This window comes from Microcystis sp. BLCC-F210 (assembly GCF_042134685.1).
GTDB classification, from domain to species: Bacteria; Cyanobacteriota; Cyanobacteriia; order Cyanobacteriales; family Microcystaceae; genus Microcystis; species Microcystis aeruginosa_D.
Genome location: NZ_CP169647.1, coordinates 4,125,667 through 4,142,404 on the forward strand (window position 1 = coordinate 4,125,667; position 16,738 = coordinate 4,142,404).

19 protein-coding genes and 2 pseudogenes are annotated in these 16,738 nt (G+C 40.7%); 17 read left to right on the plus strand and 4 right to left on the minus strand.

Features of this window, described 5'->3' with window-relative positions; all coding sequences use genetic code 11:
* Positions 1-100: 100 nt before the first annotated feature.
* The gene (locus ACE3JL_RS20080) at positions 101-1,864 is read right to left on the minus strand and encodes an SWIM zinc finger domain-containing protein (RefSeq protein ID WP_375328220.1); all 1,764 of its coding nucleotides are present in this window, start codon (positions 1,862-1,864) and stop codon (positions 101-103) included.
* A 115-nt stretch (positions 1,865-1,979) separates the two neighbouring features.
* Here ACE3JL_RS20080 and ACE3JL_RS20085 point away from each other — a divergent pair, with 115 nt between their 5' ends.
* The 7 genes and pseudogenes from ACE3JL_RS20085 to ACE3JL_RS20115 all read left to right on the plus strand — a co-directional run bounded on the left by ACE3JL_RS20085 (position 1,980) and on the right by ACE3JL_RS20115 (position 6,353).
* Positions 1,980-2,261 (plus strand): sulfiredoxin, encoded by a 282-nt coding sequence (locus ACE3JL_RS20085; protein ID WP_271989316.1) that lies wholly within the window; start codon positions 1,980-1,982, stop codon positions 2,259-2,261.
* 13 nt (positions 2,262-2,274) lie between these two features.
* On the plus strand, positions 2,275-2,967 hold the full coding sequence (locus ACE3JL_RS20090; RefSeq protein ID WP_271989315.1) for a helix-turn-helix domain-containing protein: 693 nt from the start codon (positions 2,275-2,277) through the stop codon (positions 2,965-2,967).
* A 213-nt stretch (positions 2,968-3,180) separates the two neighbouring features.
* Positions 3,181-3,405: pseudogene (locus ACE3JL_RS20095) on the plus strand (DUF29 family protein); the annotation flags it as partial.
* Between the two features lie 465 nt (positions 3,406-3,870).
* On the plus strand, positions 3,871-4,224 hold the full coding sequence (locus ACE3JL_RS20100) for a hypothetical protein (RefSeq protein ID WP_271989314.1): 354 nt from the start codon (positions 3,871-3,873) through the stop codon (positions 4,222-4,224).
* 153 nt (positions 4,225-4,377) lie between these two features.
* On the plus strand, positions 4,378-4,647 hold the full coding sequence (locus ACE3JL_RS20105) for a hypothetical protein (protein ID WP_271989312.1): 270 nt from the start codon (positions 4,378-4,380) through the stop codon (positions 4,645-4,647).
* A 418-nt stretch (positions 4,648-5,065) separates the two neighbouring features.
* Positions 5,066-5,734, plus strand: a complete 669-nt coding sequence (locus ACE3JL_RS20110; RefSeq protein ID WP_271989310.1) for an energy-coupling factor ABC transporter ATP-binding protein — start codon at positions 5,066-5,068, stop codon at positions 5,732-5,734.
* Positions 5,735-5,807: 73 nt separating this feature from the next.
* Positions 5,808-6,353, plus strand: coding sequence for an NYN domain-containing protein (locus ACE3JL_RS20115; protein ID WP_271989308.1), 546 nt, complete (start codon positions 5,808-5,810; stop codon positions 6,351-6,353).
* A gap of 259 nt (positions 6,354-6,612) precedes the next feature.
* On the opposite strand, the gene sfsA is transcribed toward ACE3JL_RS20115, so the two are convergent.
* Positions 6,613-7,332, minus strand: coding sequence for a DNA/RNA nuclease SfsA (sfsA, locus tag ACE3JL_RS20120; protein WP_375328221.1), 720 nt, complete (start codon positions 7,330-7,332; stop codon positions 6,613-6,615).
* 511 nt (positions 7,333-7,843) lie between these two features.
* Between sfsA and aroC the strand changes: the two genes are divergently transcribed.
* Positions 7,844-8,944 carry a chorismate synthase gene (gene aroC, locus ACE3JL_RS20125; RefSeq protein WP_271989305.1) on the plus strand — a complete coding sequence of 367 codons (1,101 nt, stop codon included), beginning with the start codon at positions 7,844-7,846 and terminating at the stop codon, positions 8,942-8,944.
* A gap of 13 nt (positions 8,945-8,957) precedes the next feature.
* Entirely contained in the window at positions 8,958-10,160 is a 1,203-nt protein-coding gene (locus ACE3JL_RS20130) for a glycosyltransferase family 4 protein (protein ID WP_375328222.1), read from the plus strand.
* A gap of 258 nt (positions 10,161-10,418) precedes the next feature.
* On the opposite strand, the gene ACE3JL_RS20135 is transcribed toward ACE3JL_RS20130, so the two are convergent.
* Positions 10,419-11,009, minus strand: coding sequence for a Uma2 family endonuclease (locus tag ACE3JL_RS20135; protein ID WP_375328223.1), 591 nt, complete (start codon positions 11,007-11,009; stop codon positions 10,419-10,421).
* A gap of 76 nt (positions 11,010-11,085) precedes the next feature.
* On the opposite strand from ACE3JL_RS20135, the gene ACE3JL_RS20140 reads away from it, so the two are divergent.
* The 3 genes from ACE3JL_RS20140 (at position 11,086) to ACE3JL_RS20150 (ending at position 13,520) form a co-directional block, all read left to right on the plus strand.
* A complete protein-coding gene (locus tag ACE3JL_RS20140; protein WP_375328224.1) occupies positions 11,086-11,370 on the plus strand; it encodes a hypothetical protein in 285 nt (94 codons plus the stop codon).
* On the plus strand, positions 11,367-11,786 hold the full coding sequence (locus tag ACE3JL_RS20145) for a type II toxin-antitoxin system VapC family toxin (protein ID WP_375328225.1): 420 nt from the start codon (positions 11,367-11,369) through the stop codon (positions 11,784-11,786). Before ACE3JL_RS20140 ends, ACE3JL_RS20145 begins: the two co-directional genes overlap by 4 nt.
* Before the next feature lie 177 nt (positions 11,787-11,963).
* Entirely contained in the window at positions 11,964-13,520 is a 1,557-nt protein-coding gene (locus ACE3JL_RS20150) for an ATP-binding protein (protein WP_375328226.1), read from the plus strand.
* Between the two features lie 499 nt (positions 13,521-14,019).
* Here ACE3JL_RS20150 and ACE3JL_RS20155 read toward each other — a convergent pair.
* Positions 14,020-14,219, minus strand: a pseudogene (locus ACE3JL_RS20155) (hypothetical protein).
* 562 nt (positions 14,220-14,781) lie between these two features.
* On the opposite strand from ACE3JL_RS20155, the gene ACE3JL_RS20160 reads away from it, so the two are divergent.
* The 5 genes from ACE3JL_RS20160 (at position 14,782) to ACE3JL_RS20180 (ending at position 16,729) form a co-directional block, all read left to right on the plus strand.
* Positions 14,782-14,976, plus strand: a complete 195-nt coding sequence (locus tag ACE3JL_RS20160) for an NAD(P)H dehydrogenase subunit NdhS (RefSeq protein WP_002759298.1) — start codon at positions 14,782-14,784, stop codon at positions 14,974-14,976.
* A gap of 2 nt (positions 14,977-14,978) precedes the next feature.
* Complete coding sequence (locus ACE3JL_RS20165) at positions 14,979-15,653, plus strand: HAS-barrel domain-containing protein (protein WP_002759297.1); 675 nt, start codon at positions 14,979-14,981, stop codon at positions 15,651-15,653.
* A 298-nt stretch (positions 15,654-15,951) separates the two neighbouring features.
* On the plus strand, positions 15,952-16,167 hold the full coding sequence (locus ACE3JL_RS20170; protein WP_002782275.1) for a hypothetical protein: 216 nt from the start codon (positions 15,952-15,954) through the stop codon (positions 16,165-16,167).
* Positions 16,164-16,445 (plus strand): type II toxin-antitoxin system mRNA interferase toxin, RelE/StbE family, encoded by a 282-nt coding sequence (locus tag ACE3JL_RS20175; protein WP_002782273.1) that lies wholly within the window; start codon positions 16,164-16,166, stop codon positions 16,443-16,445. The genes ACE3JL_RS20170 and ACE3JL_RS20175 overlap by 4 nt, the downstream gene beginning before the upstream one ends.
* A gap of 236 nt (positions 16,446-16,681) precedes the next feature.
* The gene (locus ACE3JL_RS20180) at positions 16,682-16,729 is read left to right on the plus strand and encodes a hypothetical protein (RefSeq protein ID WP_271990368.1); all 48 of its coding nucleotides are present in this window, start codon (positions 16,682-16,684) and stop codon (positions 16,727-16,729) included.
* Positions 16,730-16,738 lie beyond the last annotated feature (9 nt).

The following is a 16,738-nucleotide window of genomic DNA, read 5'->3' on the forward strand; positions in this document are numbered from 1 at the left end:
TTGCCCCAAAATATCACTAGGCCTAAGATTAGGACAATTCCCGCTCTACAAGCTAAAAAGAGCATGGTTTTAGCCGATAACTGACGGCTAGAAGCTTAAATCATTGTAAATCCTGATGTTTAAATAACCCCATAAATTTCGATTTGCGTCCGTGTTCCTTAATTAAACTTTCCCGATAAGTTTGCCATTCTTCCCGTCTTCCCGACATATAAAAGGCATTACGAGCTTTTTTCAGCCATTTAATCGCTTCTTCGTAGCGATCAGCCTTTTTTTCGTCGAGTATCTTTTCCGCAGGAGGACGCGCGTGATCGATCACCCAGTTAGGATCGACGGTAGCAGCCGCATCCATTATCCGCCAAATTAGGTGAGACTGCACATAGGAATTATCAGAAACGACTTTAATTGCATCTCTAACTAAATTTTCGTGGAGAAATATATCGATTTTAGCCTCTGTGGAACGTCCACCGCTAAACTCGCGCAAGTAATCTAACAAATCTAATTTTAAATCGGGCCAATCTTCCCCCGCTAAAGACTCAATTTTTTGGTAATGGGAGAAGGAAGGTTGGTCTTGAAATGCCTTAATTCTAGCAGCCAAAGCTATATCTATATCCCCTAAAGATTCTGCTAGTTCACTTGTCCAGAGAGCTAATTTATAATGATAATTCCCAGGGAAATTTAGACCACCCTTGGCAATTATGAGAGCGGATTCTGGTGCGGATTCATCCCGTAAAGCTTTGGCAAAAAAGAAGGCTTCATCGTTTTTAGTTATCATGTTTTTTGATGCTGCCATCGCTTCCTCAATGCGATCAAGATAGACTAACTTAGTTAGGTATTCTACCACTTGTCCTGAAGCGAAAGCTAGATTCAAATACTCCTGATCTTTTTCCTGTTGCTCGAAAATTTCTAAGCGAATAGAAGTTAATGTTTGGGCATAATAGGGGATATTCCCTGACCACATTTCTGAAAAATTAGCCGATTCTCCCCGTAAAATCTTCTCTAAAACTGGATCATCCCATCCCTGTTGTAAGGCTGCTAAACTCATCTCAAAATCGGCACTCCATTCATGCTGCCACTGCTCGATCTTTTCCCTTAAATCTTGCTTTTCTTGGGGATTAAATTCCTTGCTTAAAATTGCTGCAGTTAGAACTCGATCGATTCTAGCACTTAAATCATCATTAACAGCACCGTAATCTTCTAAATCATCCCATTCCTCGATACAGGCGCTAATAATTGCTTCTAAAATAGCGATCGCATTATCTGATTCTCCCTTTTGATAATAATCTTTAGCCTCATCCACTAGGGCATAAATTTCATCAGAAATTGGATCTTCTTCGTAGTAATCTTCTTCAATCGCTCGCAGGGATTGCCGCAGTTCATTACGGACAGTATTACGATAAGCTTTGACATTAATAGTTATCTTCCCTCCCGCTTTATTAACTGGGGTAGCTGGCACTAAAAACTTATCAATTGTCTCGATAATTTCTGGGTGTTTAGCCACTAAATGATTAAGCAATTTTCTTAATTTACCTTCATCGATCGGTGTCAATAACTCCTCTAGAGAGGCTTTTTTGATAATTAATTCTGGTTGACGAGAACAGGTTAATAAAACCGCCACAATATGCTTACACCAACCCTCGTAATCGTAGGGACAGGAACAGGAGACATTCTCAAGGTTTTCTTGGTTAAAATTTATGGCAACTCGATAGGGTTTAACCTCACTACCACTCACTAAAGCTTGTAGATTTTGCCCCCGTTGCCAAAGAGAAATAACTGCACCGCTATCGTAATAATATTGACCGCGCTGATAGGAAGCATTGGTGCTATTTTGCCGGATAATTTTTTCATTGATAGGAGGAATAGTCATAGTCAGAAAAGGAGAGGATTGGGTGATAGAATCTTGTCTGTGGCCAGAAAACTGCCAGTAGCGAGCCAGACCAGTGCATCAGCAACCGAGTTAACTTATCTTCAGTTTAGCCTAAATGTGCTATAGTGAAGACACTATGGAAATTAAAAACATTCCTCTGTCCCAAATTCGTCGTCCTTTACCGCGACAAACCGATCCCGAAAAAGTTAATCAGTTGATGCAATCGATCGCTGAGGAGGGATTACGAGAACCGATCGATGTTTTGGAGGTGGATGGTAACTACTACGGTTTTTCCGGTTGCCATCGCTTTGCCGCTCATCAGCGTCTCGGTAAAGACACAATTCTCTGTCGAGTTCGTCGCGCTCCTAAATCCGTTTTAGCTAAACACATCGCTTAAGCTGAGAAGTCCCATGAATGAGTCCTTATATAAATATCATCGGCAAAAATTAGAGCAGTTAATGGCAGAAATTGGCTGCAAAAATCTGGAAGAATTGAGTCAGTTATCGGGTCTATCTTCTTGGCAATTGCAGAGAGTTTGCCATGGTTTAATCGCCAAATTATCCTCTGAATCTTTGGTGAAGTTAGCTAAGGGTCTGCAGCTGCCAGTTAGCGATCTTCTCGCTCATTTTCAAATTCCGACGATCAAGACAGAGGATTATTCAGGGGAATTAAAAATTCTCGAACAAGAGTATCAAAATTTACAGCAAAAATTAGACAAGCAAAAAGACGAATTAGCCGCAGAATTTCAACGTCAAAGTATCGAAGCGATCGAATCTTGGTTAGTGCAATGGCCTACGGCCGAGGCCGTTGCCCGCAAAAATCCTGACCTAGCAGCGGTGAAAATCCTCTCTTTAGTTAAACCGATTATGCAGTTACTAGAGCGCTGGGGAGTGCAACCAATTCACAGCGTCGGTGATCATGTTAGTTATGATCCGCAAATCCATCAATTGATCGATGGTCAAGCAGAAATCGGTACACCTGTTCTAGTGCGTTATCGGGGCTATCGTCATGGGGAAAAACTACTTTATCGTGCTAAAGTGAGTTTAATTAAAGTAGAAATGCCAGAAATTCAACCAGTAGAAACAGAAAATGTCACCGATTAAAGTGATAATTCTTGCAGAGCTTTAGTGCTATGAAAAGTTCACCCGTGGTCTGCTTTTATCTCATCGGGAAAGATTGCAATCCCAAAAAAAGGCTCTTCTGGTTTCTGTGTGGAAACGAGGTCTATACTGATAGTTTTTTCGACAAAATAGTCCTAAAAGTGTTGCCCGATAAGCATTTCACGATTCCATAAGCTAAAATTATCACACAAAGTCGAGAAGAGCCGAAATGGGAATCACTGGCGAGCAAAAATTATCAGTTTTCGCACTCAATTAAAAAAATATTGAACGACAAGTTTATATAATTATTTAGCTGAGTAATTACCGATAATCTATCAGGATGCTTTAGATTATGTTCACGAAAAAACTGGGTTTTCTGACGATTTTTCCCCAGAATGTCCTTACACTTTAGAGCAATTATGGCTCTTCGTTACTTGGTATGGTTCGATAGGGGGGCATAAATCGACTAAATCCTTATCTGGCAAGAGACTTAATTGATTAATTCGCTCTAGATCAAAAACAATTGACAAAAATCGCTAAACGTCTTTCTATATAAGGGTTCCATCCCTTATAACCTCCGTCCATTGCATAACACAAACCGAAGAGCCGCAATTATTAGATAAAAATTGGCTCAACTGTGAAGATTAGACATTAGACCTCCTGCAAAAATCAAAAATCTTCGGTTTGGTGAGGGGACAGTAGTCGGTCGTGAGGAGAATTAAGAATAAGCATTAATCAGTTAAATGCGCTATTTAGGTATTTTCTGCCTGTTTTTGTCATTTTTTAACTCTCAAAAATTAATTATGCAAGAACTCTGATATAAAATATCCTTACTTGACAAACATTTATTTGTTAAGAGATACTTGTGAAGTATTCCTTTGGACTTTTAGAGGTTTGTAACTAACTATGCAACTAAGAGCGTTTTTCATGGGTCTGACTGTAGCCGGTTTAGTTATCCCCAGTGTATTAGGAAGCACATCAAAAGTTTTAGCTGAAGACATTACCTTTACCTTGGAAAATAAAACCAAGGTAAATATGACAGAATTTTACGCTTCTCCTAGTGGGGTTAAAAGTTGGGAAAACGATATTTTAGGTGATGACGTTTTAGGCTCTGGAGAGCAGGTGGAAATTAATATCAATGATGAGCGTACAACTTGTAACTACGACTTTAAAGCCAAATTTGCTGATGGTGATGTAGTGGAAAAATACGATGTCAATATTTGTAAATTGGCAGGTGGTAGTTACGAATTTTATGATTAGGTCGAATAATCACTCTCCACTCGCACTTAAAAATTAGCTGAATCTTCCCCAATCCCTTCCCTGTTGACTCTTGCCTCACCTCAAGATGACTGACTTCCCAACCCCTGCTATACAATGGTTTTTGACCTGTTTTTTGGAAGGGAACGCTAAACTATGTATTCGATCGATATTACCCTGAAACTCTCGCCCATCCCCCTTTCCGTGCAGCGCAAGGAAGAAGCAGCAGCAGACGCTTTGTATCAAACAATTATTAACGCTATGCGATCGCCGAATCCCGAATTATTAGAATTAACCTGCGAAAAGCAAACCGATAAAAAGGTAGCGGTTTTAAGCGATCAGATCAGTGCGGTGATTGTTTCACAAAAATCCGGGGCTGCCTCCACCGGCAGAGCGCCGGGGTTTGTCGCTGAAGCCACAAAATAGTTCTTTAATCAGTTATCAGTGAGCAGTAATCAGTAATCAGTGACAAGAAAACGGCAAGCGCCTACATAACACTTTCTACTCAAAACTCAAAACTCAAAACTGATAACTGATAAGCTGTTTATAATTTAAATTGCTTGTTGAGACGAGGCAAGAGGCACTCTTGCAAGAGGCAACAGTAAAGGGATTGGAGGAGATTCGGCTGATCATTAAGAATAAGCGGTTTAAATAAGTCTTAGCTTAACTGATAACTGATAACTGATAAGTAGCTGGTTATAATTAAATTAAAAATGTATTTTAGGTTCGATCCCCCCTGCCCCCCTTGATAAGGGGGGCGCCGATAGGCGGGGGGATCTGACAACTTTTAACGCGTACCTACTTAACTGATAACTGATAACTGATAACTGATAACTGATAATTCATGACTATAAAAGTAAAAGATCTCTGGTTTAGCTGGCCGAATGGGAAATCAGTATTAAATGGCTGCTCTTTGCAAGTTCCCAGAGGGGAATTTTGGATGTTGTTGGGGACAAATGGCAGCGGTAAATCGACCCTGCTGCGGCTCTTAGCGGGATTATTAAAACCTAGTCGCGGGGAAATAGAGATACCTAACCCCCTCGGTTTTGTTTTTCAAAATCCCGACCATCAGTTAGTTATGCCAACAGTGGGAGCAGATGTGGCTTTTGGGTTGGTATCCGAGGGTTTATCTACGCCGGCAATTCGGGCGCGGGTGCGGGAATCCCTAGGGGCGGTGAATTTATTAGAAATGGAAAAACGACCGATCTATGCTCTCAGTGGCGGACAAAAGCAAAGAATCGCCATTGCGGGGGCTTTAGCTCGTCATTGCGAGGTTTTGCTCTTTGATGAACCCACCGCTCTTTTAGATGGGGATACTCAGTTAGAATTAGTCTCTCAAGTGCAGAAATTGGTCAAAAACCGGGGAATTACAGCCCTTTGGGTGACGCATCGCCTTGATGAATTGAATTACAGCGATGGAGCATTTTTGTTGGAGGGTGGCAAGGTAGCGGATCAGGGAAATCCCCTAGAATTAAAAGCGAGATTATTGGCAAGTGTGGCAGTCGAATCTTAAATTTTTTGTTAATATCATTAAGATGCTGTTTTTTAGAACTGCCCTTAATGCTACACCAATTACTCTCAAAGCCATGGTTAACTCTTCTGATCGTTCCCTTCTGCTGGTTGACGGCTACAACGTCATCGGCTCTTGGCCGTCCCTGAAAAAAATTAGCGATCGCCACGGTCTCGAACCGGCGCGAGACAAGTTAATTGAAACCCTAATCGGTTACACCCACCATCAGGGTTATCAAACCCAAATCGTCTTCGATTCCTACCTTCAAGATACCCCCGGCAGCCAAGAACGCTACACTAACCATTTATCGGTTTATTTTACCGCTCACGCTCAAACCGCCGACACCTATATTGAGAAAACCTGTGCCGATTTTTGGTACGATCGCGCCCCAGCTATCGGACGGATTATCGTCGCTACCTCTGATAATGCCCAAAAAATGACCATTATGGGTTATGGGGCCCAGTGGATTTCCGCTCAACGTCTGGAAATCGAGGTGGATTTAACCGGTCGTCGTCTGAGAAAATCCCAGAGTTCTTCTCAAAGTCCCAAAGGGCGTTTTTTATTCCATTCTCTCGATGCTCAGGTGCAACAGAAATTAGAGAAAATGCGCCACGGAATTTAGTTATCAAAAACCTTGACAAATTACCCCAAATATGTATCGACAAAATCGCCATTAGAGGCACAGGTAACTGTGTCTCTAAGCTTTTCAAGGTCAGTTGCGGTCTAGGGGATTTGGTCAAAAGCTTATACTAAATCCGTTGAGTACAGGCTAGTTATGAGGAGAGGCACTCATGCAACAGGCAAAAGGCAAGGGGGAATAAATCATCAGTTTTTAATAACCGGATTTAGTATTACTTGCTGGCCCCTCTAAACCACTGGTTTCACAGTTGCAATTCTGCTAAACCTAAATAATAAATTCCCGTGGGTGTCACTTGGAAGCGACAGGGTAAAACCTTGACTCCTTTAGCCACTGCTTGACGCAATAACTGCCCGTATTTAGCATCTTTACTATCCCCCGGAGCAAACCGGTCACAATCACCCCGATTGATAAAGTAGAGCATAATCGCTTCCGCTGCGGGCAATAAAGCCATTAATTCGTTTAAATGCTTCTGTCCTCGCGTGGTGACAGTATCGGGAAAAAGTGCCGTTTCTCCCCGATTCCAAGTGGTATTTTTAACCTCGATATAGGTGAGGGAATTATCGCCATGAGTCAAAAGAAAATCAATTCTACTGCCATTATTTTGACCGTAGGCCACTTCCGATCGCACTTCGGTGTCATTTTTGACCAAATCGGGAAAAACTCCTTGCAACAGGGCATTTTTCACCACCTGATTAGGAAGATTGGTATTAACTCCCACCCAAGTTTCCCCCAGTTGAATCATCTCCCAGGTATAAGCTAATTTTCGCTTCGGGTTATCACTGCGAGAAAGATAAACCGGTTGACCCTCTACGCATACATCTGTCATCGGTCCGGTATTAGCGCAATGGGCCGTAATTAATTCTCCGTTGTCCAGTTGTATGTCGGCAAAAAAGCGTTTGTAACGTTTAATTAAAATACCCTTGACAAGGGAAGGGTATGTGTGAACCAACAAGGAAGTCATCAAATTTTCGCCAGGCTATATAAGGTAAAGAATAGCCTTTTTTTGGGAATCTTAACCTGAAGGCAGGAGACCTTTCAGTTATCAGTGAACAGTGATCAGTAAACAGTAATCATACTATTTTCCTTTATTCCTAGCAGGCATTTTACTCTCTTGGGTTTGGTGGGTAAAATGTATTCTAAAATACAGTTCTGCTGGCGAGCAAATGGAACGAACCACAAAGACACAAAGGACACAAAGATTGATCGGTATTATATAAGTTAAACTTATCACACAAAGCATAAGAGAGCCGGCATTTTACTCCCCTCTCCCTTTGGTTGTGGGGGTAAGGGAAATTAACCATCTCTGCGATTACTTTTGAAAAATGGCATCAGTGACAAGAAAACGGCAATTTTCTACTTAAGACTGTCCACTAAAAACTCACATCTGATCACTGATAACTGATCACTGATAACTGATAACTGATAACCGCTCAGGTACAATAAAACCTTGAAGCTTAGTAGATATTGAGATTATGGGTAACACTTTCGGACGACTATTTCGGGTTTCCACTTTTGGAGAATCTCACGGGGGTGGGGTAGGAGTGGTTATCGATGGTTGTCCTCCGCGCTTAGAAATTTCCGAAGAGGAGATTCAAATTGATTTAGACCGTCGCAAACCGGGACAAAGCAGAATCGTGACCCCGCGTCGGGAAAATGACCTTTGTGAGATAATTTCGGGCGTTTTTGAAGGTAAAACCCTCGGTACACCGATCGCTATTTTAGTGCGGAATCAGGATGCTCGCTCGCAAGATTACAACGAAATGGCCGAGAAATTCCGACCTTCCCACGCGGATGCCACCTACGAAGCAAAATACGGGATTCGCAACTGGAAAGGAGGAGGCAGATCCTCGGCCCGGGAAACCATCGGCCGGGTGGCCGCAGGAGCGATCGCTAAAAAAATCCTTAAATCTGTCTATAATGTCGAGATTATCGGTTATGTGAAGCGAATTAAAGATATTGAGGCAATCATCGACCCCAACACCGTCACCCTCGACGAGGTGGAAAGTAATATGGTGCGTTGTCCCAACGAGGAAACGGCCGCCAAAATGATCGCCCTGATTGACCAAATTCGCCTGAATAAAGACTCGATCGGCGGTGTGGTGGAATGTGTAGCCAGAAATGTGCCGAAAGGTCTAGGAGAACCCGTTTTTGATAAGCTAGAAGCCGATTTAGCTAAGGGGATGATGTCCTTACCCGCGAGTAAGGGATTTGAAATCGGATCGGGATTCGCGGGAACCTTCTTAACCGGCAGCGAACACAATGACGAGTATTTTATCGATGATAACGGGTTAATTCGCACCACGAGCAATCGTTCGGGGGGTATCCAAGGGGGAATTAGTAACGGTGAAAATATTATTATCCGCATCGCTTTTAAACCGACCGCGACTATCGGTAAAGAACAAAAAACCGTGACCCGCAGAGGGGAAGAAACCACCTTGGCAGCCAAAGGAAGACATGATCCTTGTGTTTTACCCCGGGCCGTCCCGATGGTGGAAGCGATGATGGCTTTGGTATTATGCGATCATCTGCTCCGTTTTCAGGGACAATGTACGATTAGCGATCGCTTTTTCTAAACGTTTATCTGCGATGAAATTTTTATTCCTTCATTCCAATTTTCCCGCCCAATTTCGCCATTTAAGCACGGTTTTGGCTCAAGACCCCGGAAATCAAGTGATTTTCGGCACTACCCGGCAAGAGGGAGAGATAGCGGGGGTAAAAAAATTTATTTACAAGGAAAGTCGCGCTGTTTCTCCCCAAACCCATCATTATGTCCGTCCCCTGGAAAGTGCGGTTTTACAAGGTCAAGCGGTTTATGGTGTTTGCCAACAACTGAAAAATCAAGGATTTTATCCCGATATTGTCTATGCACATTCTGGCTGGGGGCCGGGCCTATTTATCAAGGATATTTTCCCGAAAACTAAGTTTTTAGCCTATTTTGAATGGTTTTATCATGCCCATGGTTCCGATGCTGATTTTGATCCGGCGGATCCCCTTAATGCTGATGCCGAGGCCCGGATTAGAATTAAAAATGCGCCAATCCTCATCGATCTGGTCAGTTGCGATCGAGGTTTATCGCCGACTATCTGGCAAAAACAACAATTTCCCCAGGAATTTCACTCAAAACTGACGGTTTTACACGATGGCATCGATACGGACTATTTCTGTCCCCGTCCCGATGTGCAGTTAGTGATTCCAGAGATAGGTTTAGATTTATCCGGTGTTAAGGAGATTGTCACCTATGCAACCCGGGGAATGGAACCCTATCGCGGTTTTCCCCAATTTATGACGGCTGTTTCCCTAATTTTAGCCCGTCGGCCTAACTGTCATGTGGTGATTGTCGGTGAGGATCGAGTCGCTTATGGGAAAACTCTACCAGACGGCAAAACCTATAAACAATTGATGTTAGAAAGCCTTTCTTTGGATTTATCCCGGGTGCATTTTACCGGTTCTCTGCCCTACGGTCAATATAAACAGGTTTTACAGGCATCGGCGGCCCATATCTATCTTACCCGTCCTTTTGTGCTGTCTTGGTCAATGTTAGAGGCTATGGCCATGGGTTGCGTGGTGATTGGTTCCGATACTCCCCCCGTGCGAGAATTAATTACTGATGGGGAAAATGGTTTATTAGTGGATTTCTTTTCTCCCCAACAAATAGCCGATCGCGTGGATGAAGTGTTAAATTATCCCCAGGGTTGGCAAAATCTGCGTTTAAATGCGAGGGAAACTATCAAGCAACGCTACGACCTCAAGCAATGTTTACAGTATCATCTAGATTGGTTATTGAGTTGATGAAATGAGAGCATTTTCTCAAAAATACTGTCTTTTAAAGGATTCATATCGCTATTAAATTCTTTCTCTTACAATCCTAATTCCTTGCCAAGCAGGAATATTACCGGCTCGTCTTTCTTCTAATAATACGGAGGCGATAAAACGGTTAAAAACTTGTTCCCTTTTGCTGGAATATTGAGAATTTAATTCTCGGCATTCTGCAACTGTTAAGTTAACCCATAATCTTTAGATAGGCGAAAAAATCAGCATTTTATATGGTTATGTTGATTCAATATTTTTTATCCCTCCTCTAAATTCCCGCAGTGCTTGAGCATGATTTTCCGTACTAATACAACGCATCAATAAACCTACATCTAAATTCGGTAAAAGTTGCGATTTACTAACAGCCTCATAACCCTCATTTCCTAAACTATAAAACAATAACTCATCATTCATCCAAAACCAAACTTCAGGAATTTGTAACCGTTTGTATGCTTCCAGTTTATTAATTCCTCCACTACTAACAACCACCTCAATCACTAAATCAGGATGTTTTCTATTTGCTCCCAATTCATAGGATTCATCACCTTCTCTTTTAACCTTTTCAAATTCATTTTCTAAGGTGACAGAACCAGTAGGAGTAAAATCTAATCCCAAAAATTCTAAATAAATTTCTACTAAGGAAGCAATACGTTTTTTGATAGTTTCGTGTTTTTTCCCTGGCATTTTTCTAATCTCCAAAACTCCATCTAAAAAAGATAACCTTAACCCTGGGCGATCGATTAGCTGTTCAACAGCTTTAAATTCTCTCCAGGTTAAGTCACTAATTAAAATTGGTTCTGCTTCTCGTTCGATGAGTGTAGTTATCATAATTTAAACCCAAATTTAGAGCGTGAATTTTGTTCACTATGATATGATATAAAAACAGACTATCATAAAAAACATCATGCAAGCATACAAACTCAAAGGAAAAATTGATCAATCTGGTAACTTGCTGATTACCGAACCCCTGAATTTACCCCCCGGAAACGTGGAAATTGTAGTTTTGGTAGCCACAGACACCCTTGATCATACCACAACCCCAACCACTGAACCAGCACCAGAAACACCAAAAAGACCAACTAAAATCAAGGTTTTGCAAAACTGGTTTGAGAAAACCCAACCTGCATCTCCTGATTTTGATCCAGATCAAGCTAAATGGGAATATTTAAAGGAGAAACATAACCTGTGAAAGTCTTGCTTGATACCAACATCATTATAGATATTGCCCTGGAAAGACAGCCTTACTTTACTAATAGCGAGACAGTTTTGGCATTTGTTGAACAGGGACAAATAGAAGGCTACATTTCAGCATCAACTATTAGTGACCTTTATTATCTTATTCGTAAACAAAAAGGTCGAGATTTAACTATTGAGTTTTTGCAAGAAATACTTACTTTTTGTCAAATTGCTACAGTAAATCAGGCTGCAATTAGAATGGCTTTCACAACCAATTTTCAGGATTTTGAAGATTCTATTCAATACTCTAGTGCGTTAGTTAATCAATTAGATGCAATTATTACCCGTAATCCTCAAGATTTCCCCATTGTCACACCACGAATTATCACTCCTGAACAATTAATTGCCGAATTAACCAACTCTCATTAGCTGGTGGTTTTAATAATGTATTAAGAGTATAAAAAATGTCTAAACTTAAAGAGTTCACCTAAGTACCTAAGCAAAATTAATTACACATATCTAACCCCCTCTTGCCTTTTGCCTCTTGCCTTTTGCCTATCTTTACTAGGAAATTAATTTTGCACGACTACTTATTACCAAAATTCTATGACTCGGTGGTTTAATATTGCCGGTCCCTGTTCAGACGATATCCACTATATGCTCTCTCCCACAGTCAGATTACCAGATTTAGAGGAGCTAATTCAACAACGTAGTTATTTTGTCCTTCACGCACCACGACAAACGTGGAAAACCACCGCTATGTTATCCCTAGCAAAACAACTGACTGATACTGGAAATTATGCCGCAGTCATGGTATCGGTAGAAGTAGGAAGTGCATTTAATCATGATCCTACTGCCGCAGAATTAGCAATTTTAGGAACTTGGTATAATACAATAAATATCCGCTTACCTAAAGAATTACAACCAGCTGCTAAACAATGGCAACAGGAACAACCGGGAAGCAGAATTAAGGCTTTTTTATCAGATTGGGCAACGTCTTTAAACCGCCCTTTAGTATTATTTATAGATGAAATTGATTCTTTACAAGACCAAGCATTAATATCAGTTTTACGACAGTTAAGAGATGGTTTTCCCAATCGTCCAGAAAATTTTCCCTCATCAGTAGGTTTAATTGGTTTACGAGATGTGCGAGATTATAAAGTAGCATCGGGAGGTAGTAATAGATTAAATACATCCAGTCCTTTTAATATAAAAGTTGCTTCTCTGACTATGCGAAATTTTAATCTTACAGAAGTAGGAGAATTATATCAACAGCATACAGAAGCAACTGGGCAAATTTTCACACCAGAAGCAATAGAAACAGCTTATGATTTAACTCAAGGACAACCTTGGTTAGTTAATGCTTTAGCTAAAGAAATTGTAGAAAAAATGGTAAAAGACAGAAGTATTGCTATTATTAAAGAACACATTTTAACAGCTAAAGAAATATTAATTGCACGTCAGGATACTCATTTAGATAGTTTAGCGGAAAGGTTAAGAGAACCAAGAATTAAAGCCATTATTGAACCAATGTTAGCAGGTTTAGAATTAGGAGATATACCTAATGATGATATTCAATTTGTCATAGATTTAGGATTATGCAAAATGCACCCATACGGAGGATTAACTATTGCTAATCCCATTTATCGAGAAGTGTTACCCAGGGTGTTAACAGTCACACCGATGGCATCTTTACCCATGATTGTACCCACTTGGTTAACCCCAGAGGGTGAATTAAATCTAGATGCTTTATTAACTGCATTTCTCAAATTTTGGCGACAACAGGTCGAACCGTTATTAGGTAGCACTGGTTATCATGAAATCGCACCCCATATTGTATTAATGGCTTTTTTACATCGTGTGGTTAATGGTGGGGGAGTTTTAGAAAGGGAATATGCCATTGGTAGTGATAGAATGGATTTATGTTTGCAGTATAAAGATGTAATTTTAGGGATTGAATTGAAGGTGTGGCGGGATAAAAAACGCAATCCTCAAGCTGATGGAATTGAACAATTAGAATCTTATTTAGGGCGTTTGGGTTTAGATTTTGGTTGGTTATTTATCTTTGATAGACGGAAAAATGCTTTACCAATGGAAGAAAGGTTATCAACTGAGGTGGTGGTGACGGAAAACCAGTATAGAATTACGGTAATTAGAGCTTGAGTCTTTCCAAAACTCACTTTTTGTGTTACATTTTGTTAACGAACCTTACAAGATCGGCGATCGCACTGTTTTACAAATTGATGTAAAATTAAATATAGTGATAAGCTGTTCCTAATTTAAATTGCTTGTTGAGACGAGGCAAGAGGCAAGAGGCAAGAGGCAAAAGGCAACAGTAAAGCGATTGGGGGAGGTTCGGCTAATCTAAGAATAAACGGTTTAAATGCGTCTTAGCTTATTCAAGAATTAAACTGTAAAAATCATGTACAATCGGAAAAGCTTCTGGTGTATAAATACGAGAAATATCAGGCTTGACTATGGTGGATTTTTAGAAGATACAGAATCAGAATATGGTCATAATCTTAATGTTTTACTATTTAATGAGAACTCTTGCAAATTAATTATGTGCTATGATAGGTCGCCAACTTATTTTCTCCAGAAAATTAATTAGTACATTTGTTTTGAATGAAAACATGAAGTTTAACTTTCAACCCAAAACTCTTTAGATATGCCTTAATTTGGTTGTCAAAACATGGCTCTTCGTTACTTGGTATGGTTCGATAGGAGGCATAAATCGACTAAATCCTTATCTGGCAAGGAATTTAATTGATTAGTTCGCTTTAGATCAAAAGCAATTGACAAAAATCGCCAAATGCCTTTGTATATAAGGGTTCCATCCCTTATAACCCCCGTCCATTGCATAAGACAAACCGAAGAACCCAAAACATCTTTATTTAGGGTTTGCTGAAAAAGTTTTTCGTGGGGGTAGGCTTTGTGAGACTTCGGACGTTCGGCGAGACTTCGGACGTTCGGCGAGCTCAGTAGTTCGACAAGCTCACTAACACGAGCGGACGGTGAGCCTGTCGAACCGCCGCATGAGCTTTTGTCGAACGCTCAGTAGTTCGACAAGCTCACTAACACGAACGCCTGTCGAACCGCCGAACCGCCGCATGAGATCATTACTATTATTCAGTGTTGGAGAACTGGGGAGCTTTGTTCAGTGAGCAGCAAACAGTCAAAAGACGGCACTGTTAAGGCTATTTGTGGGGAACAGTAGTCTGTCCTCTGGGGATGATAAGCTAAACGGCGCTTAACCTGCATGATCCAATAGCTATAACCCTTTTGGAGTCTATATCGGTGATCCGAAGTAAAAGCCGTTTAGCTTACTAAATCCCGTCATATTTCATCTTATTGCCAGCCGACTCCCTGATCACTAATTTTTGATAAGCTAAGAGACAGTAATTATAATTTCGTCGTCAATCCTATGATTTTGCCAGGTAGTACCGTTCGAGTCACCAATCCCGATGATACCTACTATAAATTTGAAGGTTTAGCCCAGCGTTTAAGCGATGGGAAAGTGGCCGTTCTTTTTGAGGGGGGCAACTGGGATAAGTTAGTCACCTTTAATCTCTCGGAATTAGAAGAAGTAATTATTGCCCCCGCTAAAGGCAAAAAATAACCATGCGTCCACCCTTACCGCAATTAGCCACGGATAACCGCCATCCCGATCATATCGCCGAAGTTATCGAGACGACGACGACCGAGTTTTTAGCGCAATGTTTGGAACCAGAGGAGTTAAACTTTCCTTTTATGCCCGCTTTTGGTAGTTGGGTAAAAGCCTACGATGAAGAAACGGGTAATAAGATTTTTGGGATTGTCACCTTTGCCACCACTGCACCCATCGATTCGGTACATCGCGCTAGAGCTTTGGGGTTATCTTTGGCTGAATTGCGGGAACAACAGCCGCAGATTTTCGCTATGTTAAAAACGGAATTTCGGGCAACTATTGTCGGTTTTGAAACCTTACCCGGACAATTTAATGGCAATGGTGCCGGGCGAGGTTATATCTATCAATATATTCCTCCCCGGCCCCCACAAATTCATCAGGCAGTTTATCAATGTGAGTCGTTAGAAGTGGTTTATTTTAGTGAACAATTAGACTTTTTACGAATTTTATTACAGGTCAAAAATACTCCCGTGGAAGCTTTGGCAGCCGCTTCTATCCGTCAGATGTATCAATTGCGTCAAGCCGATCGACAATGGTTAGTAAATGTGGGCAGACAGTTAAGTGTTTTACTTAAAGATGATTATGATCGCTTGCGTTATATTCTCAGTCAAATTCATATTAGTCCTTAGATGATACGGCTCTCTTGGCGCTCTTAGAGTAGTGAAAATCCCTTACTTCCTCTCTTTGTGTCCTTTGTGTCTTTGTGGTTAAGAAAAAAATCAGCAACCCTTGGCCATTCTCGGAAATGTCGGTAATGTTTCTAGATAATATTCTCTACCCGGTGAATATAGGTCAAGTTTCTGTTTTTTGTCCTCTGGGTTGACTAGACAAAAAATGTCGATATAATAAATGGTTATGCGGTAACTCTCGCTATTTTTAGCCTTGATTGTAAATTCTAGATAGTTTAAGCGATCGCCCCTTAAGAAAATGGCAATACAAACAACCTTTGCAGAGATTCTAGAAGCAGCCGAGCAACTTCCCCTTGAAGATCAAGAAAATCTCATTCATATTTTACAGAATCGTCTTCGAGATCAAAAAAGAACAGAGTTGTTTAGAGATGTTCAAGAAGCTCAACAGGAATTTGCACAAGGTCAATGTCAACCCCTGACACCTGAACAAATCATGGAGGAAATCCTTTCGTGAATTTTGTTTTATTACGCTCGAATATATTTATTAGAAATGCTCGAAAAATTGTGAAAAAACAGGCTTTTTTAGTTCAAAATATCCAAGAAACTTTAGCTTTATTATCCGTAGATCCATTTCAACCTCGATTAAGAACACACAAATTAAAAGGGGAGCTTAAAGACTCTTATGCTTGTAGTGTGGGCTATGATTTAAGAATTGTCTTTAAATTCGTTGAATATGAGCAGAAACAGGCAATTCTTTTAGAGTCAATTGGGACTCACGATGAAGTTTATTAGGCTCTTCGGTTTGTGTTATGCAATGGACGAGGGTTATAAGGGATGGAACCCTTATAGAGAAAGGCATTTAGCGATTTTTGTCAATTGTTTTTGATCTAGAGCGAACTAATCAATTAAATCTTTTGCCAGATAAGGATTTAGTCGATTTATGCAACCCTATCGAACCATACCAAGTAACGAAGAACCCTCCAATTATAGGTTCGATCATTATCTCCCCCCAGGGTGCGGTTAGCTTATTGGGAAACATGGTCGGTGGTTATAACGTTCATTCTCTCATTTTCTGATTGAACTGC